The sequence below is a fragment of the Pseudomonas mandelii genome, from assembly GCF_006438925.1.
Classification (GTDB): domain Bacteria; phylum Pseudomonadota; class Gammaproteobacteria; order Pseudomonadales; family Pseudomonadaceae; genus Aquipseudomonas; species Aquipseudomonas mandelii_C.
Genome location: NZ_RCZA01000002.1, coordinates 342,771 through 362,565, shown reverse-complemented (window position 1 = coordinate 362,565; position 19,795 = coordinate 342,771). Strand labels below are relative to the sequence as shown.

Sequence of the window (19,795 nt, the reverse complement as noted above, 5' to 3'; positions counted from 1 at the left end):
GTTCAGGAATAGCCCGTGACCTCTATCTTCTGGTACGACTATGAAACCACTGGCATCAACCCCCGTTGCGACCGCCCGCTGCAAATGGCGGGGATTCGCACTGACTTCGATCTCAACGAAATAGACGAGCCGGTCAACCTTTACTGCCAGCCCAGTGAAGACATCCTGCCCCATCCGGCAGCCTGTGCGATTACGGGTATCACGCCCGGCCGACTGGCCGAGCAAGGCTTGAGCGAAGCCGATTTCATGACCCGGGTGCATGCCCAACTCGCTGCGCCCGGCACGTGCGGGGCGGGGTACAACACGTTGCGTTTCGATGACGAGATGACCCGTTACAGTCTTTACCGAAACTTTTTCGACCCTTATGCGCGCGAGTGGCAGGGCGGTAATAGCCGCTGGGACTTGATCGATGTGGTGCGTGCAGCCTATGCCTTGCGCCCTGACGGCATCGTTTGGCCAACGGACGACGAGGGGCGGATAACGCTCAAACTCGAACGCCTGACCGCCGCCAATGGCATTGATCACGGAAATGCTCACGAAGCGCTTTCGGACGTTCGCGCCACCATCGCCCTGGCGCGTCTGATCCGGGAAAAGCAGCCGAAGTTGTATGACTGGTTGTTTCAGTTGCGCGGTAAACAAAAGGTGATGGATCAGATTCGTCTGTTGCAGCCGATGGTGCACATCTCCGGGCGCTTTTCGGCGGCGCGCAATTATGTCGGTGTGGTGCTGCCCTTGGCCTGGCACCCGAAAAACAAGAACGCCTTGATTGTCTGTGACCTGCACCTGGACCCTCAAGGTTTGCTCGATCTTGATGCCGACACCTTGCGCCAACGGCTGTATACCCGCCGCGATGACTTGGCCGAGGGCGAGTTGCCGGTGCCGCTCAAACTTATCCACATCAATAAATGCCCGGTGGTGGCGCCGTTGTCGGTTCTTCGTTCTGAAGATCAGCAACGTTTGGGGCTGGATATGCCGCTCTACCAAGAGCGCGCGCTGCGGCTAAGTGACGCACAAACAGTTCGGCGAGATAAAGTTCAGGCGATTTATGCCAGCGAAGCTTTCACCCCGAGCCAAGACCCTGAGCAACAGTTATACGATGGTTTTATCGGTGATAGGGATCGGCGTCTTTGTGAGCAAGTCAGGTCTGCCGACCCGGCTCAATTAGCGCAACAACAATGGCCTTTCGATGATGAACGATTGCCTGAATTATTGTTTCGATATCGCGCACGCAACTTCCCCGATACGTTGAATTTCGAAGAGCAAGAACGCTGGAGAATATTCTGTCAGCAACGTTTGTCAGCACCCGAGTGGGGGGCGCCAAATACGCTGGAAACTTTTGTAGAAGCCGCCGCCCAATGGAGTATTACGGCTACATCGTTTCAGCGAGAGGTGCTGAATGAATGGCAGAATTATGTCGAAGGATTACGCAAACGTTTGAATCTTTGAAATCGAAAATGTTCGGGGCTGAATACCGGACATAAAAAAACGCCAGCAGAGGCTGGCGTTCTTTTTTGTCGCGGATGAGTCTGCGACAAGCTCTGCGGCTTAGCCCAGCAGGGTAGCCCAGCCTTCAACCACGTCACCGCCCCACTTGGCTTTCCACTCTTTCAGAGTTTTGTGGTTGCCACCTTTGGTTTCGATGACTTCGCCGTTGTGCGGGTTTTTGTATTGTTTAACTTTGCGAGCACGCTTGGTGCCAGTAGTTTTTACTGCGCCGCCGCGTGGTGCTTTGGTTTTGGACTCTGGATCCAATAGCGCAATGATGTCACGCAGAGACTTGGAGTACTCGCCCATCAGGGTGCGCAGTTTGCCTTCGAATTCCAGCTCGGTTTGCAGTTTGTCGTCTTGGGACAGGTTCTTCAAACGGGCTTGCAGCTCTTTGATAGCTTCTTCGGTGGCGCGATATTCGTTGATCAAGGACATGAGGACTACCTTATGTTGGGGCGCTGGATGGCAGGTGACAGTGCGGCAATAATAGTCAGGGTGTTTCACCAAGTAAACATTTAACCGGAGTTTTATTTAAATTAGTTGCGGTGAATAGGCATAAATTGCCGGTGTAGTTAAATAGTGTGATGCAGTCATCACGAATATTCACAATTGGGCACTTGAAGATTGGCAACAGGAACACCATCGCGCGGGTTGCAGGTGCTGCCAGAACCTGTGCCGCTTACCTTTGTGTCGGGCCACACGTCATCAATACTGCAGTTTTGCTGCGCAATCGCTAGAATGGCCGCCTTTGCGAAGTTCTGGAGTTTGACCCTCATGCGCACTTTTCGGCTGGTGATTGCTTGCCCGGACCGCGTCGGCATCGTTGCTAAAGTCAGTAACTTTCTGGCGTCACATAACGGCTGGATCACTGAAGCGAGCCATCACTCGGACAATCTCAGTGGCTGGTTCTTCATGCGTCACGAAATTCGTGCCGATTCGCTGCCCTTCGGTATCGATGCCTTTCGCGAAGCGTTTGCACCGATTGCCGAAGAGTTCTCGATGAACTGGCGCATCACCGATACCGAGCAGAAAAAGCGCGTGGTACTGATGGCCAGTCGCGAGTCTCACTGCCTCGCCGACTTGTTGCACCGCTGGCACAGTGATGAGCTGGATTGCGAAATTTCCTGCGTGATTTCCAACCATGACGACTTGCGCAGCATGGTCGAGTGGCACGGGATTCCGTATTACCACGTACCGGTCAATCCGCAGGATAAAGAGCCGGCCTTCGCCGAAGTCTCACGCCTGGTCAAACAGCACGATGCCGAAGTGGTCGTACTTGCTCGCTACATGCAAATCCTGCCGCCCGAGTTGTGCCGCGAATATGCTCACAAGGTCATCAACATTCACCACAGCTTCCTGCCGTCGTTCGTCGGTGCCAAGCCGTATCACCAGGCATCGATGCGTGGCGTGAAGTTGATTGGCGCTACTTGCCACTACGTGACCGAAGAACTGGATGCCGGTCCGATCATCGAACAAGACGTCGTTCGCGTCAGCCACAGTGACAGCATCGACGACATGGTGCGTTTCGGTCGGGACGTCGAAAAGATGGTGCTGGCCCGTGGTCTGCGTTATCACCTGGAAGACCGCGTGCTGGTGCACGGCAACAAAACCGTGGTGTTCTGATAGCGATACAACACGGTTGAAATTCGAAGGGCCTGGGCGTTCAATCGCTTCAGGCCCTTCGCCGTTTCTGCACTGAGGACATGATCATGGCCGATCCACTCGACAAAGCCACTTCCAGGGCACCCGCCACGTTGGGCGAAGGGTGTTTGAGTCGTTATGACCCGGATGACATGAAACCCGAAGACGGTACGGAGTTTCCCGGTGCGGCGGAGTTGTGGGAGCAACTGAATCCGGAGTCCGACGAAGAAATGGGGGAGGCCTAAAAAGATCGTCCGAACGCGGCCCGAACCTTCGGCAGCGCCATGGAGATTTTCGGTGAATGATCCATCGTCATCGCGAGCAGGCTCGCTCCCACATTGGTCCTATGCCACACCGAAGATCCCCTGTGGGAGCGAGCCTGCTCGCGATGAGGCCCGAATCGGCGCTGCAAATCTCCATGTAGGAGCTGCCGAAGGTTCGGGCCGCGTTCAGACGATCTTTTTAGGCCTGCTTGAACTTCATCAACTTCTTCAGCAGCGGCCGCCCAAGCATCAGTAAAAATACCGGCCCGCCGACTACCAGATAAAAGTAATAAGTCACCGCCCGCCAGATCAGAATCGCCGCCGCCGCGGTGGATTTTCCCACCATCGGCGCCAGCAGCGCCGCCGACGTCAACTCCGCCGCCCCGGCACCGCCCGGCAACAGGCTGAACTGCCCCGCACTTAGCGAAAGCATCTGGATCAGAAAGCTCCAGGCCCACTGCAAATCCGCCCCAAGCCCACGCAATGCCAGATACAGCACGCTATAGCGCAAGATCCAATGCAGGCAAGTCAGGGCAAACACCTTGATGAGCGTCTGAAAGGGCAACTTCAGCGTGTCAGCAAAGGCCGCCAGAAAGTGCAGGAGTTTTCGCGCCCAGCGCAGACGCGTGGTGGTTTTGACATTCAGGCGAGCGAGCAATCGACCGCTCAGACGAATCAGTACTCGATGGTAGCGAGCGACCACCACGCAACTGAACAACCCGCCGAACATCGAAATGGCGCTGACAGTCAGCAGCCATTCCATGCGTTGGCTGAGGTGCTGGAACAACGCGTAAATCAGGATTCCGCTCAGCGCGCAGAGAAAAAACAGCAGATCGCTCAGTTGATCCATGGCAAACACGGCGCTGCCCCTGGCCGGACGCACGCCATTGCGCGCCAGCAGCGCCATGATCGTCAGCGGCCCGCCGCTGCCACCCGGTGTTGCGCAATAGGCGAATTCGGCGGCCATCACCACGCCGAGACTTTTTAGCGGGCCCACCTTGTCGCGCTGATCCCCTAGCAACAAACGCAAGCGCATCGTGTTCAGCACCCAGCACAGCAGGATCATGCCGAACATGATCAGTAACCATGTCAGCGGAAAGCTTTGCAGTCGATACCAGGTTTCGTTACCGCCCAGCAGCGACGGAATCAGCACCGCAGCAAGCAGCGCGACGAGCAGCAGAATCCCGCGACTCATGCGGCGCGACCGATACGGTCGCTTTGCAGCGCCAGCCAGCGTGCCTTGGTCATCGGCACACGTCCTTCGTCGAGCAGGCGCTTGAGGGTTTGTAGCCAGTAAGTACGCGAGAACTCATGGCGCATATCCACCGGGTGCAGGCCGAGACGAATCACCGGTGCTTGCTGCCAGCGTTGTTCGCGTTGATCACTGACGAGCTTCGACAACCCACGGCGCCAGGCACTGCGCGCACTCCAGACCAGTCCCGGCGCGTCGACCGCGGTGAAGTCTGGCAGACGATACAGATGCTGAGGATCGCTGGTGTAACGCAGGGGCAACTGGCGCAAGGCCTGGCGCGTCCCTTCGCTCATCAACCAGGCCGGGGCGACGAAGCCCTCCAGTGGCCAGTGATAACGGTGGAATATTTCGATACCGGCGCGCAGGCGGGCGAGGGCGACTTCTTGAGACAGGCTGTAAAACTCGCCTTCGTGGGTGTAGATCCGGCGCATGAACCAGTCTCGTGGGGTAGTGGGCGTGGGCGCTTCATCGCAATGAAAGTAACCGTGCAATGCCAGTTCGTCACCTCGGGCGATACGATGGGTGAGTAAACGTCGAAATCCCGGATGCTCCTCCAGATCGCTGTGCTTGTGGAAATCGGGCACCACCAACCAGGTCATCGGCACCTCGCCCAAGGCGTCGACAGCGTCGACAAAGGGTTGATAATCGGCCCAGGTTTGCGGTGCAACGTCGTGCAGCACGAGTAACAGGCTGGGCGGGTTCATGGGGTCAACCATTGGCCGTCAGTGGCCAGTGGCTGCCGAGCACGGCGTGATAGTGCCCCAGCAGGCTGTTGACCACCGTGTCCCAAGAGTAATGCCGTTCGACATGGCTACGGGCCTGTTTACCCAAAACCACGCTGCCCGAACTGAACAGCTCGCGCACCGCGTTGGCCATCGCCAATGAATTATTCGGCGGGCAGAGCAGGCCGCATTGATCGGTGATGATTTCCTGAAAGGCCCCGGCCGCCACGGCCACCACCGGAATGCCACTGGCCATGGCTTCAAGAATCACCAGACCGAATGTTTCCTGATCGCCGGCATGCAGCAGCGCATCGGCGCTGGCCATCAATCGCGCCACTTGTGCTGCCGGGCAGAACTCATCGACCACAGTGACGTTGTCGGGCACCACAGCCGGCATCGACGAACCTACCAGCAGCAGGTGATAACGTCGGCCCAGGCGTTTCATGCAGTCGAGCAGCACCGGCAGGTTTTTTTCCTTGGAGCCGCGCCCGGCAAAGATCAGCAAATGCGTGTTTTCATCAATGCCCAACTCGGCCCGCAGGCCCGTGTCTCGTGCAGAGGGATTGAAGGTTTGCAAGTCGACGCCCAACGGTTGAACGAAAACGTTCTTCACCCCCAGCCCGATCAGTTTGTCGGCCATGACCTGGCTGGGGGCCAGAACCCGATCGAAGTTGCCATAGAGCTTGCTGACATAGGCTTCGACGTTGGTGGTGACCCAGTTGCCCATGCGATTGCTGACCAGCAGCGGCAAGTCCGAATGATAAAAGCCGATCACCGGGACATCGAGTTGCCGCCGGGCATCGAGGGCCGCCCAAGCAGTGAGGTAAGGGTCGCCGACCTCGATCAGGTCGGGCTGTAAGTCCTGCAGAACATTGCGCCATGGCGCGAGACGGAGAGGGAATCGATAACCCTTGCCGAAGGGCAGGGCGGGGGCCGGAACCGTGTAAACGCCATCCTGTTCACTGAAGTAAGCCCCAGGGATCAGCAGACTGTGGCGAATGCCTGGCTTGATGCTCAGGCGACGGTGTTTTGCATCCAGATAAGTGCGCACGCCACCGCTGGCAGGGGCGTAGAACATGGTTATGTCAGCGATATGCACGATGAACATCCCTCCGGTCCGTTGTTCTCCCTTGGTTGACCTTTATGAAGGATAGATGTTCGGTTGGGGTTTTGTGGCGGGGCGTCGATCGCGCGCCCTCACCCTAACCCTCTCCCAGAGGTAGAGGGGACTGACCGAGTTGTTCTTAGAGCTACATCGACCTGAAAGTCCGAGTCGAACTCAGGTTTGAATGGCTTGAAGATCGGCTCCCTTTCCCCTCTCCCCACTGGGGAGAGGGCTGGGGTGAGGGGGGCTGCGCTTCAACGCCGATCCACCATCGAACCTTCAGATCCGGAAACTGCCCACCAACTGCTTCAACCGCGCCGCCTGCTGCTCAAGGTCAGCACACGCCCGCAACGTCGACTGCAGGTTTTCCACACCTTCCTGATTCAGCGTGTTGATCTCGGTAATGTCGACGTTGATCGACTCCACCACCGCCGTCTGTTCCTCGGTCGCCGTCGCCACCGACTGGTTCATCCCGTCAATCTCGCCAATACGCAACGTCACGCTGTTCAACCGCTCGCCGGCCAGGTTGGCGATTTCAACGCTGTCCTGACTGTGGCGCTGGCTGTCGCTCATGGTGCTGACGGATTCGCGGGCGCCGACTTGCAGCTCCTCGATCATGGTCTGTACCTGTTGCGCCGATTCCTGAGTGCGGTGTGCCAGGTTGCGCACCTCATCGGCCACCACGGCAAAACCACGTCCGGCTTCACCGGCGCGCGCCGCTTCGATGGCCGCGTTCAGCGCCAACAGGTTGGTTTGTTGGGAGATGCTGGTGATCACTTCAAGAATCTGCCCGATGTTCACGGTTTTGCTGTTCAGCGATTCGATGTTGGTGCTTGAGGCGCTGAGCATGCTCGATAGCTGATTCATCGCGACAATGCTGCGATCCACCACTTGCTGGCCATCTTCGGCCAGGCTGCGGGCATCGCTGGCCTGACTCGATGCTTGCGCTGCGTTGCGGGCGATTTCCTGAGCGGCGGCGCCGAGCTGGTTGATTGCCGCGGCCACGCTGCTGGTGCGCGAAGCCTGTTGGTCGGAGTTGAACATCGAGGAGTTCGAGGCGGCCACTACACGCAGTGCCACTTCGTTGACTTGCCCGGTGGCCGACGACACTTCGCGGATCGAACCGTGAATGCGCTCCACGAAGCGGTTGAACGCGGTACCGAGGACGCCGAATTCGTCGTTGTTCACGATGGTCAGGCGTTTGGTCAGGTCGCCTTCGCCGTCGGCGATGTCTGCCATGGCGCGGGTCATGACGTGCAGCGGCTGGATCAGGATGCGGATCAGCATGCCCAGCAGAGCGATGATGATGGCCACGGCAATGACCGTCGCTATGACCGCCGAAGCGCGGAATTCGCTGAGCATGGAGAAGGCTTTGTCTTTGTCCACCGACAGACCGATGTACCAGTTGACCGATGGCAGGCCTTTAATTGGGGTGAAAGTGACGATGCGGGTTTTGCCATCGACTTCCACTTCACTGAAGTCGCTGCTCAGGCGCGGGGTATTTTTCGGGTAGGCCTCGCTCAGGGACTTCATCACCATGGCTTTTTCCGGGTGGACCAGAATCTTGCCGTCGGCGCTGACCAGAAACGCGTAACCCATGCCGTCGAAGTCGCGGGCGCTGAGGGTGTCGATCAGGGTTTGCAGGCTCAGGTCGCCGCCCACCACACCGACGCTTTGCCCGGCCTTTTTCGAGGCGGTGGCGATCGAGATGATGGTTTGGCCGGTGGCTGCGTCGATGTAGGGTTCGGTCAGGGTGGCGGTGCTGCTGCTTTCGGCGCCTTTGTACCAAGGGCGAACCCGTGGGTCGAAGCCATCGGGCATCTTCGCATCCGGGCGGATGGTGAAGTGACCGGTGGCGTCGCCCAGGTAGGACGCCATGAAGGTCGACGTCAGGGCTTTCTGCTCAAGCAGGCTGGAAACGGTGGCCTGTTCGGGATTGATGGCGATGTTCTGGGCGAGGTTGTCGATCAGCAGGATGCGGCCGGCCAGCCAGGTCTGGATGTTGTTGGCGGTGACGTCTCCCATCTCATTGAGGTAGTTATCCAGGTCTTCGCGAATGGCGTTGCGCTGCAAATAGTCGTTGTACAGCGTGAACGTGGCGAAGGCGGCAATGACGATGAGGGCGGCGGCAAGCAGGATTTTATGGCTGAAGCGCAGATTTTTGTTCATGGCTCGGGGGGTCCGCTAAGGTCTTATTGTTCGGGGCGCGTTGCTGTTAATGCGCGCAAAATGAGTGCGCAACGGAGCGAGTCGGTAATTCCTGCTCTCCATAGGGGAATGTCGGACCTTGCTTTCAATTGGGTCTCTCGCTTATTTCTATCGGCCGTGAAGGATCAAAGATTAACCATGGGTGACCAAATGCCTGACTCATTGCAACTCGTTATCGGTGCTGATCTCGCCGGGCAGCCCATTGCCCAGGCCATGCGTCTGGCGAACCGTCATGGTTTGGTCGCGGGCGCTACCGGGACGGGCAAAACCGTCACCTTGCAGCGGATGGCCGAAGCATTCAGCGATGCCGGCGTGGCGGTGTTCGCCGCCGATATCAAGGGTGACCTGTGTGGTCTGGGCGCCGCCGGCAACCCTCAAGGAAAAATCGCCGAGCGGATTGCCGGGATGCCTTGGCTGCACCATAAGCCTCAGGCGTATCCAGTGACCCTGTGGGACATTCACGGTCAGTCCGGTCATCCGTTGCGCACAACCTTGAGCGAAATGGGGCCGTTATTGATTGGCAGCCTGCTGGAGCTGACCGACAGTCAACAGTCGGCGCTGTACGCCGCGTTCAAGGTGGCGGACCGTGAAGGGCTGTTGTTGCTGGACCTCAAGGACCTGAAGGCACTGCTCAATCACCTGCGTGACAACCCCGAATTGCTGGGTGAAGACGCCGCGCTGATGACCACCGGTTCCAGTCAGGCACTGTTGCGGCGTCTGGCGACCCTGGAACAGCAGGGCGCCGAAGCGCTGTTCGGTGAGCCGGCGCTGCAACTCGAAGACATTCTGCAGCCGACCGCCGAGGGTCGCGGGCGCATTCACCTGCTCGATGCCAGCCGTCTGGTGCATGAAGCGCCGAAGGTCTACGCGACGTTCCTGTTGTGGCTGCTGGCCGAACTGTTCGAGCAATTGCCAGAGCGCGGGGATTCGGACAAACCGCTGCTGGCGTTATTTTTCGACGAAGCGCATTTATTGTTCGCCGGTACGCCAAAGGCTTTGCAGGATCGTCTTGAGCAGGTGGTGCGGCTGATACGCTCGAAAGGCGTTGGCGTGTATTTCGTCACCCAATCGCCGGGCGACTTGCCGGATGACGTGCTGGCTCAGCTCGGTCTGCGCGTTCAGCATGGCCTGCGCGCGTTCACCGCCAAGGAACAGAAATCCTTGCGAGCGGTGGCCGAAGGCTTCCGGCCGAACCCGGCGTTCGATGCCTTGTCGGTGCTGACCGAGCTTGGGATCGGCGAGGCGCTGGTCGGCACTTTGCAGGACAAGGGCACGCCGGAGATAGTCCAGCGGGTTTTGGTGGCGCCGCCGCAATCGCGGATCGGGCCACTGAGCGAGACTGAGCGCACGGTGCTGATCGCGGGGTCGCCGTTCAAGGGACGGTATGACAAACCCGTTGATCGCGAATCGGCTTATGAAGTGTTGATGGGGCGCAAAGGGTTGGCGCCAGAGCCTGACGCTGTTCCGGGCAAACCGGCAGCCGAAGAGCCAAGCTTCACCGACAAGGCCGGGGAATTCCTCGGCACCGCGGCGGGGCAGGCATTGAAATCAGCGATGCGCCAGGCGGCCAATCAATTGGGCCGACAGTTGGTACGCGGTCTGATGGGGTCGTTGCTCGGCGGCAGCAAACGCCGCTAAAAGAGAAAGATCGCAGCCTGCGGCAGCTCCTACAGGGTGTTCGCCATCCCAATGTAGGAGCTGCCGCAGGCTGCGATCTTTTGACTTTGCGTTAAACCTTGGGTTTGGCGTGAGCCGCCAGCCGTTCCAGCGCCGCCCGCAGATTCGGATCGCTGATCCCGTCGGCAGTGGCCTGAATGGTCGCGCCAGCATCGGTCGACAAGCTGATGGTATGGCCGGCCGCCCCTTGCTGAACCGTGGGAGGCTGAACCTTGAACAGAATCCGCGTCAGGCTGGCGAATTCGTCGAACATCTGTAATTGCCGTTGCAGACGCTTTTGCTGATAACGCAGGCGGGTTGCCCAATGACCGTCGGTCACTATCAGCAACAAACTGCCTTCGCGCCACGACGCCACATGGCAATGCTCGCGGGCAGCGGGCTGCAATTGGCTTTCCAGCAGACGTTGTAAATGACCCAGGCGTTGAGCGTGGCCGAAGATGGCTTTCAGCGGTTTGGCTTCGCGAAGCAGGACGGCGGGTGCTCTGGCCGTAAGAGGGCGAAATGCCATGATCAGACACCTGAAGTAACAGAGCCGCCATGGTAGCAGAAAGCACCGGATGCACCCGAGCCATTGCTTTGTGAGCGCTTTACCCATTAAATCAACAAGTAACTTGTGCCGTGAATGGCTTGAAGTTCAGCAAAAAGCCCTTATTTTAAGTGAGCCCCGTCAAAGCGCTGTGCCAGCATCGTGGAATAACGCCACTTTCCTCACCATCGTTTCCGGGTAGAATGCTCGTTCGCATGCGGCCATGAGGGCTGCTCGGGCGACTCACGGGGCCGCCCTCCATCCCTTTAGTGTGGAAGATCCTGCCGATATGTTTGCGCCTTTGTTAAAGAAACTTTTTGGAAGCAAGAACGAGCGTGAAGTCAAACGCATGCTCAAGACGGTGCAACTCGTCAATGCCTTCGAAGAGCAAATGGTGGCCCTTTCGGACGATCAATTGCGTGCCAAGACAGATGAGTTCAAGGCCCGCATCGCCAAAGGGGAAACCCTCGACAAGCTGCTGCCAGAAGCCTTTGCGGTCGCCCGCGAAGCCGGTAAGCGCGTCATGGGTATGCGCCACTTCGACGTCCAGCTGATCGGCGGCATGACCTTGCATGAAGGCCAGATCGCAGAGATGCGTACCGGTGAAGGCAAGACCCTGGTGGCAACACTGGGCGTTTACCTCAACGCGCTGTCCGGCAAGGGCGTGCACGTTGTGACGGTGAACGACTACCTGGCCCGTCGTGACGCCAACTGGATGCGTCCGCTCTACGAATTCCTCGGAATGTCGGTCGGTGTTGTCACGCCGTTCCAGCCGCCGGAAGAGAAACGTCTGGCTTACGCTGCCGACATTACCTACGGCACCAACAACGAATTCGGTTTCGACTACCTGCGCGACAACATGGCGTTCAGCATGGAAGAAAAATTCCAGCGCGAACTCAATTTTGCCGTGATCGACGAAGTCGACTCCATCCTCATCGACGAAGCCCGTACCCCGCTGATCATTTCCGGTCAGGCCGAGGACAGCTCCAAGCTGTACATCGAGATCAACAAACTGATCCCGCAACTCGAGTTGCACATCGAAGAAGTTGAAGGCGAAGTCACCAAGGCCGGCCACTACACCGTCGACGAGAAGACCCGTCAGGTTGAGCTCAACGAAGCCGGTCACCAGTTCATCGAAGACATGCTGACCCGCGTTGGCCTGCTGGCTGAAGGCGAGAGCCTGTACTCGGCGCACAACCTCGGTCTGCTGACTCACGTTTATGCCGGTCTGCGCGCTCATAAACTGTTCAATCGCAACATCGAATACATCGTGCAGGATGGCCAGGTCGTTCTGGTCGACGAACACACCGGTCGCACCATGCCGGGTCGCCGTCTGTCCGAAGGCCTGCACCAGGCCATCGAAGCCAAGGAAAACCTGAACATTCAGGCCGAAAGCCAGACCCTGGCCTCGACCACGTTCCAGAACTACTTCCGTCTGTACAACAAGCTGTCCGGCATGACCGGTACCGCTGACACCGAAGCATTCGAATTCCACCAGATCTACGGTCTGTCGGTGATGGTTATCCCGCCGAACAAACCGCTGGCGCGTAAAGACTACAACGACCTGGTGTTCCTGACCGCCGAAGAGAAATACGCGGCGATCATCAATGACATCAAGGAATGCATGACCCAGGGCCGTCCGGTGCTGGTGGGTACTGCAACCATTGAAACGTCGGAACACATGTCCAGCCTGCTCGTGAAAGAAGGCATCGAACACAAGGTTCTGAACGCCAAGTTCCACGAAAAAGAAGCCGAGATCATTGCCCAGGCCGGTCGCCCAGGCGCACTGACCATCGCCACCAACATGGCCGGTCGTGGTACCGACATCCTGTTGGGCGGTAACTGGGAAGTGGAAGTGGCAACCCTGGAAGACCCGACCCCTGAGCAGATTGCCCAGATCAAGGCCGACTGGCAGAAACGTCACCAGCAAGTGCTCGAGTCGGGCGGTTTGCAGGTGATTGCTTCCGAGCGTCACGAATCGCGCCGTATCGACAACCAGCTGCGTGGTCGTGCCGGTCGTCAGGGTGACGCCGGTTCCAGCCGTTTCTACCTGTCGCTGGAAGACAGCCTGATGCGCATCTTCGCCTCTGATCGGGTGAAGAACTTCATGAAGGCCCTGGGCATGCAGCCAGGCGAGGCGATCGAGCACCGCATGGTGACCAACGCCATCGAGAAGGCTCAGCGCAAGGTTGAAGGCCGCAACTTCGATATTCGTAAGCAACTGCTCGAGTTCGACGACGTCAACAACGAACAACGTAAAGTGATTTATCACATGCGTAACAGTTTGTTGGCCGCCGACAACATCGGTGAAACCATCGCCGACTTCCGTCAGGACGTGCTCAACGCAACCGTCAGCGCACACATTCCACCGCAATCGCTGCCTGAGCAGTGGGACGTGGCCGGTCTGGAAGCGGCGTTGCAGAGCGACTTCGGTGTGGCGCTGCCGATCCAGAAATGGCTCGACGAAGACGATCACCTGTACGAAGAAACCCTGCGCGAGAAGCTCATGACCGAGCTGCTGGCCGCGTACAACGAGAAAGAAGAGCAGGCGAGCGCCGAAGCGCTGCGCACCTTCGAGAAGCAAATCGTTCTGCGTGTGCTCGACGACCTGTGGAAAGACCACCTGTCGACCATGGATCACTTGCGTCATGGCATCCACTTGCGTGGTTATGCGCAGAAGAACCCGAAGCAAGAGTACAAGCGCGAGTCCTACACGCTGTTCTCCGAGCTGCTGGATTCGATCAAGCGCGACTCGATCCGTGTGCTGTCCCACGTTCAGGTTCGCCGCGAAGATCCGATCGAAGAAGAACAACGCCTGCGTCAGGAAGCCGAAGCGCTGGCTGCGCGCATGCAGTTCCAGCACGACGAAGCACCGGGGCTTGAGCAACCGGAACTGCTGGGTGAAGAGGTCGATGTCGCCCTTGCCACCGCGCCGGTACGCAATGAACAGAAGCTGGGCCGTAACGAACTTTGCTACTGCGGTTCGGGCAAGAAGTTCAAGCATTGCCACGGGCAGATCCAGTAAAACCCGTTTCATACGCTGAAATACCCGCGCCGCGACCGGCTTATGCCGTCGCGGCGTTTTGCCATTTAAACCACCGTTCTTCCTGAAAGCGGTGCTGACATCATTTATTAAGGAGCGCATTCATGGCTGTTGGTCTTGGTCCTTTGCCAACGTTGCACCCGGTTGCCGGTTTTGAACTCGGTATCGCCTCGGCTGGCATCAAGCGCCCGGGGCGCAAGGATGTTGTGGTCATGCGCTGTGCCGAAGGTTCCACGGTCGCTGGCGTGTTCACCCTGAACGCTTTTTGCGCCGCTCCCGTGATCCTGGCCAAGCAGCGTGTGCAAGGTCCGGTGCGTTACCTGTTGACCAATACCGGCAATGCCAACGCCGGCACTGGCGAACCAGGCCTTGCCGCCGCCGAGCGCACGTGCGCCAAGCTGGCTGAGCTGACCGGCGTCGACGCCAGCCTGGTGCTGCCGTACTCCACCGGTGTGATCGGCGAGCCGCTGCCGGTCGAGAAAATCGAAGGGGCTCTGCAAGCCGCCCTCGACGACCTGTCGGTCAACAACTGGGAGGCTGCTGCCACCGGCATCATGACCACCGACACCCTGCCAAAAGGTGCCAGCCGCCAGTTCCAGCATGACGGCGTGACCATCACCGTCACCGGTATCAGCAAAGGCGCGGGCATGATCCGCCCGAACATGGCGACCATGCTCGGCTACATCGCCACCGACGCCAAAGTTTCCCGCGACGTGCTGCAAAACCTGCTGCTGGACGGTGCCAACAAATCGTTCAACCGCATCACCATCGACGGCGACACCTCGACCAACGACTGCTGCATGCTGATCGCCACCGGTCAGGCAGCACTGCCGGAAATCACTGAAGCCAGCGGTGATTTGTTCGCCAAGCTGAAACAGGCCGTGTTCGAAGTGTGCATGGACGTGGCCCAGGCCATCGTTCGTGACGGCGAGGGCGCGACCAAGTTTGTGACCGTAGAAGTCAATGGCGGCGGCAATCACCAGGAATGCCTGGACGTCGGTTACACCGTGGCTCACTCGCCGCTGATCAAGACCGCACTGTTCGCCTCCGACCCGAACTGGGGCCGCATTCTGGCGGCCGTGGGCCGTGCCGGCGTACCGAACCTGGACGTGAGCAAGATCGACGTGTTCCTCGGTGATGTCTGTATCGCCAGCCGTGGCGCTCGTGCATCGACCTACACCGAAGCCCAAGGCGCGGCCGTGATGCAGCAGGAAGAAATCACCATCCGTATCGAACTGGGTCGGGGTGATTGCAGCGAAACCATCTGGACCACCGACCTGTCCCACGAATACGTGAAAATCAACGCCGAGTACCGCACGTAATCAACCGTTAGACCGAGTCGCTGCATTCGCGAGCAGGCTCGCTCCCACAGGGGATCTTCAGTGGACACAGGTTTTGTGTACAGCAGGATCCAATGTGGGAGCGGGCCTGCTCGCGAAAGCGGTCTGTCAGTCACTCAATAGATTGGCTTGTCCCCTCCATCAAAAGGTCCCGAACATGAGCTTGCACCTGATCATCGGCGACAAACTGATTTCCTCCTGGTCCCTGCGCGGCGCGTTGGCCCTCGACCTGGCCGGCGTTCCTTACACCGAAGAACTGATCAAGCTGAACCAGCCGGATACGCGTGAGCGTCTGCTCAAGCACTCGCCGACCGCGAAAGTCCCGCTGCTGAAAACCGAACACGGCACCATCGCCGATTCCCTGGCGATTGCCGAGTATCTGGCAGAGCAGTTCCCCGACGCCGGCCTTTGGCCCAAAGACACCGCCGCCCGCGCCCAGGCCCGTTCGGCCTGCGCGCAGATGCACAGCGGTTTCTTCGCCATGCGCGGCAACATGCCATTCGACTTGAGTCACGACGCTGCGCTGTCGCCGACACCGGCTGACGTCCAGGCCGATATCGAGCGTATGTTGGCGTTGTGGGCCGAGTGCCGCGCCGACGCCACCGAAACCGGTCCGTTCCTGTTCGGCGGCGTGACCTTGGCGGATGCCTTCTTCGCACCGATCGCCGTGCGCCTGCGCACCTATCAGGTGAGGCTGCCCGCAGCGGACGCGGCCTACGTCGAAACCATCTACCAATGGCCAGCCTTCAAGGCTTGGCAGAAGGCAGGTCTGGAGGAAGTAGAACGGTGAAACGAGTCCACGTAGCTGCCGCTGTTATCCGTGATGGCAGTGGCAAGATCCTCATCGCCCGCCGTGCCGACACCCAGCATCAGGGTGGCCTGTGGGAATTTCCCGGTGGCAAGGTCGAGGCCGACGAATCCGTCGAAACCGCTCTGGCTCGCGAGCTCCATGAAGAGTTGGGCATCGTGGTCAACGCGGCTCGCCCGCTGATCAAGGTCCGGCACGATTACCCGGACAAGCAAGTGTTGCTGGACGTTTGGGAAGTGTCGGCCTTTACCGGCGAACCGCACGGCGCCGAAGGCCAGCCGTTGGAATGGGTCGCGCCCCGCGATCTGCTGAACTACGAGTTCCCGGCGGCCAACCAGCCGATTGTCGCGGCTGCTCGGTTACCCGCGCAGTATTTGATTACCCCGGAAGACCTGGAAACCCCGGCCTTGCTCCGCGGTATTCAAAAAGCCATTGCCGGCGGCATCAAGCTGATCCAGTTGCGGGCACCCAACGGCTACGATCCGAAGTACCGCGATCTGGCGGTGGACGCGGCGGGGCTGTGTGCGGGCAAGGCGCAGTTGATGATCAAGGGGCCGTTCGAGTGGCTGGGAGATTTCCCGTCTGCCGGTTGGCACATCACCTCCGCGCAGCTGCGTAAATACGCGGCGGCTGGCCGCCCGTTACCGGCGTCGCGCTGGCTGGCGGCGTCCTGCCATAACGCTGAAGAGCTGGCGTTGGCCGAGCAGATGGGGGTGGATTTTGTGACCCTGTCACCGGTGCAACCGACCCTGACTCATCCGGGGGCTCAGCCGTTGGGTTGGGAACAGGCTTGCGCGTTGATCGAAGGTTTCAGCAAACCGGTGTTCTTGCTCGGTGGTGTTGGCCCGACGGATCTTCAGGAAGCCTGGGAGACAGGGGCTCAAGGTGTGGCAGGGATTCGGGCGTTCTGGCCTGATTCTTTGGTGTAGCGGCTGGCCTCTTCGCGAGCAGGCTCGCTCCCACAATTGATCTTTGGTGTTCACAAATCTTGTGTTCACAGAAGATCCACTGTGGGAGCGAGCCTGCTCGCGATGAGGACCAGACAGGCGACAATGTTCTACCAGGTTAAACCCCAGGCTTCGCCGCCGGCTGCCACAAAATCTCGGCTATCCCTTGTCGCTTGGCAATCAACCGTGCCACCACAAACAACAAGTCCGACAACCGATTGATATACGCCAACCCAACCCCGGCCAGCGGTTCGACGGCGTTCAAATGCTGACAGCGCCGCTCGGCACTGCGCGCCAGGCTTCTGCACACGTGAGCCTGGGCAATCAACGGCGAGCCACCCGGCAGAATGAAATTCTCCAGCGGCCCCAATTCTTCATTCCACACATCGATCGCAGCTTCCAGCCGTTCGACTTCTGCCGTATTCAGTGCCTGATACACCGGCATCGCCAGTTCACCACCCAGGTCGAACAACCGATGTTGGCAGGGTGCCAAAACCTCGATCACTTCGTTCAAGCCTGGATACTCGCCAGTTTCCGCCGCCAACCCGGCCAATAGCACACCCACCTGACTGTTCAGCGTATCGACCTCGCCAATGGCTTCGATCCGCGGATGATCCTTGGGTACGCGGCGGCCATCGCCCAGCCCGGTTTCGCCTTTGTCGCCGGTGCGGGTGTAAATCTTCGACAAGCGAAAGCCCATGGTTACCTCGATAGCTGATTGAGTTCTTGAGAGACGAGCGGGGTGCCCGCCAAGGGCAGGCGCAAGGTGAAACATGTGCCTTGGCCCAGGGTCGATTGCACTTCCATCTGACCCTTGTGATTGTTGGTAATGATGAAATACGAGACCGACAGGCCAAGGCCGGTGCCCTGACCGATTTCCTTGGTGGTGAAGAACGGTTCGAAGGTGCGTTTGCGCACGTTCTCGCTCATGCCGATGCCGTTGTCCTCCACCTGGATTTCCGCCCACGGCGGATTCAGTTTGGTGCGCAGAATGATCCGTCCCGGCTCGCGGTCGTCTTCACGTTGGTGAATCGCCTGAGCGGCGTTTTTCAACAAATTGAGCAGCACTTGCTCCAGTTCGTTCGCGGTCCCGGGCACCGGGCCTAATGCTGGATCGAACTGGCGAATGATCGCCTGGCCCTTGAAGTCGAAACCGATCGCCAGGTCGAAGTCGTTACCGGCGATTTCCACCGCCTGATCGATCAGCGCCGGCAGGTCGCACGGGGCCATTTGCCGGGTACTGCGGCGGCTGAAACTGAGCATGTGCGTGACAATCTTTGCCGCCCGGGCGCCAGCCTGTTGAATGCCGTCGAGCAACTGCGGGACTTCGCGCGCTTGCAGGTATTTGTTGACCGTTTCCAGCGCGATCCCGGTTTGCTCGGCTTGTTCGAGGTTCTTCGGCAGATCAGGCGAAAGGCGTCGGCGTATGTTTTGCACGTTGTGCAGGATCGCGCCTAACGGGTTGTTGATCTCGTGAGCCATGCCCGCGGCAAGACCGCCGACCGAGAGCATTTTTTCCGACTGCACCATCATTTCCTCCAGCGACAGGCGCTGAGTGATGTCGTCGATCCGGATCACCACCCCGCGCCCGGCACCGCCCATCAGCGGGTAAAACGTCAGGGCGTAGTGCTTGGGTTCGTCGTCCTTGAACCAGGTGACACGCTCGATCTTGGCCACCGTGTGCTGCTCGACGGTTTGCTTGAGTTGCGGCAGAAACGGTTTGAGTGGTTCGAAAGCAAGGAAGATCGGCTGGTTCAAGGCTTCGTCGAGGCGGGTGCCGGAGAGGGCGCTGGCTTCCTGATTCCACTGCGTCACGTAGAGCTGTTCATCAAGGGCGATCAGCGCCGAGGGCATGGAATCGATGATGCTGTTGAGGTAGTTCTGGAAACCGGTGAGCTTCTTCTCGATCTTGCTGCGCACCTGAACTTCGAGTTCCAGTTTGCGATTGGTATGGCGGGTTTCTTCGGCCAGGCCCTGAGCCTGATCATACGCAGCCTGGGAATCGTCCCGGGCCCGCTTGAGTTGCTGCTCCCGGGCTTCGATCCGCGAGAGCATGGTGTTGAAGGCTTCGGCGAGGCTGCCGATTTCGTCATGGTTGCCGCGGGAGGCGCGCAGGGCGTAGTTCTCTTCCCGGGTCACTTGCCGGGACAGCTCTTCGAGCTGATGAATTGGCCGGGTGATCAGGCGTTTGATTTGTCGGGCAATCACCAGCCACAACAGCACACTGAAGATCAGAATCCCAAGACTGGCGGTGAGCGTCCCGGTATAGAACGCCATTGGCAGTTCGCTGCTGGCGACCAGTAACAGGTGGCCAGGCGCGGTGCCGGGGCGGGGCAGGGTGATGATTTGATTGCTGCGAAACTCCGTGGCTTGCCAGGACTCGATGTGCCGGTAGCGCTCCGGCAGGCTCAGCTTGTCGCCATGCTGCAACTGCGCCAGACGCTCGCCCTTGCCGTCATAAAGGGCCGCCGCGCGCAACGGTGAATAGCTGTTGAGCTCATTGAGCAGGCGTTCGGCGCTTTGCGGTGACTGCAAGGCTTCGGACACCAGGCTGGGGTTGGACACCAGGCGGCCGATGGTCTGCAAGGCCTGAGGTGCCATGCTTTCCTGGGAGATGTAGTACGCGGCGCTGATAAAGGTCAGGTTGGCGACCAGCAGGACGGTGGTCAACAGCACCAGCAGGGCGGCCAGCAATTTCTGGCCGACCGGAAGGTTTTCAAGGCGCTGGCGCAATGGCATCAGGTTCATCGCTGAAAAGGAACAAGTGGCCAGCGT

Annotated in this window: 16 protein-coding genes and 1 pseudogene; 8 read left to right on the top strand and 9 right to left on the bottom strand. The window is 59.1% G+C overall.

Translation table 11 applies throughout. The features are described from left to right. Positions 1-15: 15 nt before the first annotated feature. Entirely contained in the window at positions 16-1,446 is a 1,431-nt protein-coding gene (gene sbcB, locus EAH74_RS05575) for an exodeoxyribonuclease I (protein WP_140676851.1), read from the top strand. A 99-nt stretch (positions 1,447-1,545) separates the two neighbouring features. Here the strand turns inward: sbcB and mvaT are convergent, their stop codons facing one another. Further along, positions 1,546-1,923, bottom strand: a complete 378-nt coding sequence (gene mvaT, locus EAH74_RS05570) for a histone-like nucleoid-structuring protein MvaT (RefSeq protein ID WP_007933316.1) — start codon at positions 1,921-1,923, stop codon at positions 1,546-1,548. 339 nt (positions 1,924-2,262) lie between these two features. Here mvaT and purU point away from each other — a divergent pair, with 339 nt between their 5' ends. Together purU and EAH74_RS33040 are read left to right on the top strand one after the other, a co-directional pair. Beyond that, positions 2,263-3,111: a formyltetrahydrofolate deformylase gene (gene purU / locus EAH74_RS05560; RefSeq protein WP_008147434.1), complete on the top strand. Its 849-nt coding sequence runs from the start codon at positions 2,263-2,265 to the stop codon at positions 3,109-3,111. Between the two features lie 86 nt (positions 3,112-3,197). Beyond that, positions 3,198-3,374 (top strand): hypothetical protein, encoded by a 177-nt coding sequence (locus EAH74_RS33040; RefSeq protein ID WP_170206609.1) that lies wholly within the window; start codon positions 3,198-3,200, stop codon positions 3,372-3,374. Positions 3,375-3,591: 217 nt separating this feature from the next. On the opposite strand, the gene EAH74_RS05555 is transcribed toward EAH74_RS33040, so the two are convergent. The 5 genes and pseudogenes from EAH74_RS05555 to EAH74_RS33760 form a co-directional block, all read right to left on the bottom strand. After that, positions 3,592-4,587, bottom strand: coding sequence for a lysylphosphatidylglycerol synthase transmembrane domain-containing protein (locus tag EAH74_RS05555; RefSeq protein ID WP_140676848.1), 996 nt, complete (start codon positions 4,585-4,587; stop codon positions 3,592-3,594). Further along, positions 4,584-5,360 carry a DUF2334 domain-containing protein gene (locus tag EAH74_RS05550; protein WP_140676845.1) on the bottom strand — a complete coding sequence of 259 codons (777 nt, stop codon included), beginning with the start codon at positions 5,358-5,360 and terminating at the stop codon, positions 4,584-4,586. The genes EAH74_RS05555 and EAH74_RS05550 overlap by 4 nt, the downstream gene beginning before the upstream one ends. Further along, complete coding sequence (locus tag EAH74_RS05545; RefSeq protein ID WP_140676842.1) at positions 5,353-6,474, bottom strand: glycosyltransferase family 4 protein; 1,122 nt, start codon at positions 6,472-6,474, stop codon at positions 5,353-5,355. Before EAH74_RS05545 ends, EAH74_RS05550 begins: the two co-directional genes overlap by 8 nt. Positions 6,475-6,750: 276 nt before the next feature. Continuing rightward, complete coding sequence (locus EAH74_RS33765) at positions 6,751-7,515, bottom strand: methyl-accepting chemotaxis protein (protein ID WP_409077343.1); 765 nt, start codon at positions 7,513-7,515, stop codon at positions 6,751-6,753. A 93-nt stretch (positions 7,516-7,608) separates the two neighbouring features. Beyond that, a pseudogene (locus EAH74_RS33760) lies at positions 7,609-8,640 on the bottom strand (HAMP domain-containing protein); the annotation flags it as partial. Positions 8,641-8,829: 189 nt separating this feature from the next. Between EAH74_RS33760 and EAH74_RS05535 the strand changes: the two are divergent. Next, entirely contained in the window at positions 8,830-10,317 is a 1,488-nt protein-coding gene (locus EAH74_RS05535) for a helicase HerA-like domain-containing protein (RefSeq protein ID WP_140676835.1), read from the top strand. Between the two features lie 91 nt (positions 10,318-10,408). Here EAH74_RS05535 and EAH74_RS05530 read toward each other — a convergent pair whose 3' ends face one another. Further along, positions 10,409-10,864 carry a DUF721 domain-containing protein gene (locus EAH74_RS05530; protein WP_007945864.1) on the bottom strand — a complete coding sequence of 152 codons (456 nt, stop codon included), beginning with the start codon at positions 10,862-10,864 and terminating at the stop codon, positions 10,409-10,411. 307 nt (positions 10,865-11,171) lie between these two features. Between EAH74_RS05530 and secA the strand changes: the two genes are divergently transcribed. The 4 genes from secA to EAH74_RS05510 all read left to right on the top strand — a co-directional run bounded on the left by secA (position 11,172) and on the right by EAH74_RS05510 (position 17,002). Next, the gene (gene secA / locus EAH74_RS05525; RefSeq protein ID WP_140676832.1) at positions 11,172-13,907 is read left to right on the top strand and encodes a preprotein translocase subunit SecA; all 2,736 of its coding nucleotides are present in this window, start codon (positions 11,172-11,174) and stop codon (positions 13,905-13,907) included. A gap of 122 nt (positions 13,908-14,029) precedes the next feature. Further along, positions 14,030-15,247 carry a bifunctional glutamate N-acetyltransferase/amino-acid acetyltransferase ArgJ gene (argJ, locus tag EAH74_RS05520; RefSeq protein ID WP_123367875.1) on the top strand — a complete coding sequence of 406 codons (1,218 nt, stop codon included), beginning with the start codon at positions 14,030-14,032 and terminating at the stop codon, positions 15,245-15,247. A gap of 175 nt (positions 15,248-15,422) precedes the next feature. Further along, positions 15,423-16,055: a glutathione S-transferase family protein gene (locus tag EAH74_RS05515; protein WP_140676829.1), complete on the top strand. Its 633-nt coding sequence runs from the start codon at positions 15,423-15,425 to the stop codon at positions 16,053-16,055. After that, entirely contained in the window at positions 16,052-17,002 is a 951-nt protein-coding gene (locus tag EAH74_RS05510) for a Nudix family hydrolase (protein WP_140676826.1), read from the top strand. Before EAH74_RS05515 ends, EAH74_RS05510 begins: the two co-directional genes overlap by 4 nt. A gap of 136 nt (positions 17,003-17,138) precedes the next feature. Here the strand turns inward: EAH74_RS05510 and EAH74_RS05505 are convergent, their stop codons facing one another. Beyond that, positions 17,139-17,720 carry a cob(I)yrinic acid a,c-diamide adenosyltransferase gene (locus EAH74_RS05505; protein WP_140676823.1) on the bottom strand — a complete coding sequence of 194 codons (582 nt, stop codon included), beginning with the start codon at positions 17,718-17,720 and terminating at the stop codon, positions 17,139-17,141. 2 nt (positions 17,721-17,722) lie between these two features. Beyond that, a complete protein-coding gene (locus EAH74_RS05500; protein ID WP_140676821.1) occupies positions 17,723-19,759 on the bottom strand; it encodes a sensor histidine kinase in 2,037 nt (678 codons plus the stop codon). Positions 19,760-19,795: the final 36 nt, after the last annotated feature.

Bases quoted from the DNA above. Each gene is read 5' to 3' on its own strand.
- mvaT (WP_007933316.1), bottom strand. From the start codon at position 1,923: ATGTCCTTGATCAACGAATATCGCGCCACCGAAGAAGCTATCAAAGAG.
- purU (WP_008147434.1), top strand. From the start codon at position 2,263: ATGCGCACTTTTCGGCTGGTGATTGCTTGCCCGGACCGCGTCGGCATC.
- EAH74_RS33040 (WP_170206609.1), top strand. From the start codon at position 3,198: ATGGCCGATCCACTCGACAAAGCCACTTCCAGGGCACCCGCCACGTTG.
- EAH74_RS05555 (WP_140676848.1), bottom strand. From the start codon at position 4,587: ATGAGTCGCGGGATTCTGCTGCTCGTCGCGCTGCTTGCTGCGGTGCTG.
- EAH74_RS05550 (WP_140676845.1), bottom strand. From the start codon at position 5,360: ATGGTTGACCCCATGAACCCGCCCAGCCTGTTACTCGTGCTGCACGAC.
- EAH74_RS05545 (WP_140676842.1), bottom strand. From the start codon at position 6,474: ATGTTCATCGTGCATATCGCTGACATAACCATGTTCTACGCCCCTGCC.
- EAH74_RS33765 (WP_409077343.1), bottom strand. From the start codon at position 7,515: ATGTTCAACTCCGACCAACAGGCTTCGCGCACCAGCAGCGTGGCCGCG.
- EAH74_RS05535 (WP_140676835.1), top strand. From the start codon at position 8,830: ATGCCTGACTCATTGCAACTCGTTATCGGTGCTGATCTCGCCGGGCAG.
- EAH74_RS05530 (WP_007945864.1), bottom strand. From the start codon at position 10,864: ATGGCATTTCGCCCTCTTACGGCCAGAGCACCCGCCGTCCTGCTTCGC.
- secA (WP_140676832.1), top strand. From the start codon at position 11,172: ATGTTTGCGCCTTTGTTAAAGAAACTTTTTGGAAGCAAGAACGAGCGT.
- argJ (WP_123367875.1), top strand. From the start codon at position 14,030: ATGGCTGTTGGTCTTGGTCCTTTGCCAACGTTGCACCCGGTTGCCGGT.
- EAH74_RS05515 (WP_140676829.1), top strand. From the start codon at position 15,423: ATGAGCTTGCACCTGATCATCGGCGACAAACTGATTTCCTCCTGGTCC.
- EAH74_RS05505 (WP_140676823.1), bottom strand. From the start codon at position 17,720: ATGGGCTTTCGCTTGTCGAAGATTTACACCCGCACCGGCGACAAAGGC.
- EAH74_RS05500 (WP_140676821.1), bottom strand. From the start codon at position 19,759: ATGCCATTGCGCCAGCGCCTTGAAAACCTTCCGGTCGGCCAGAAATTG.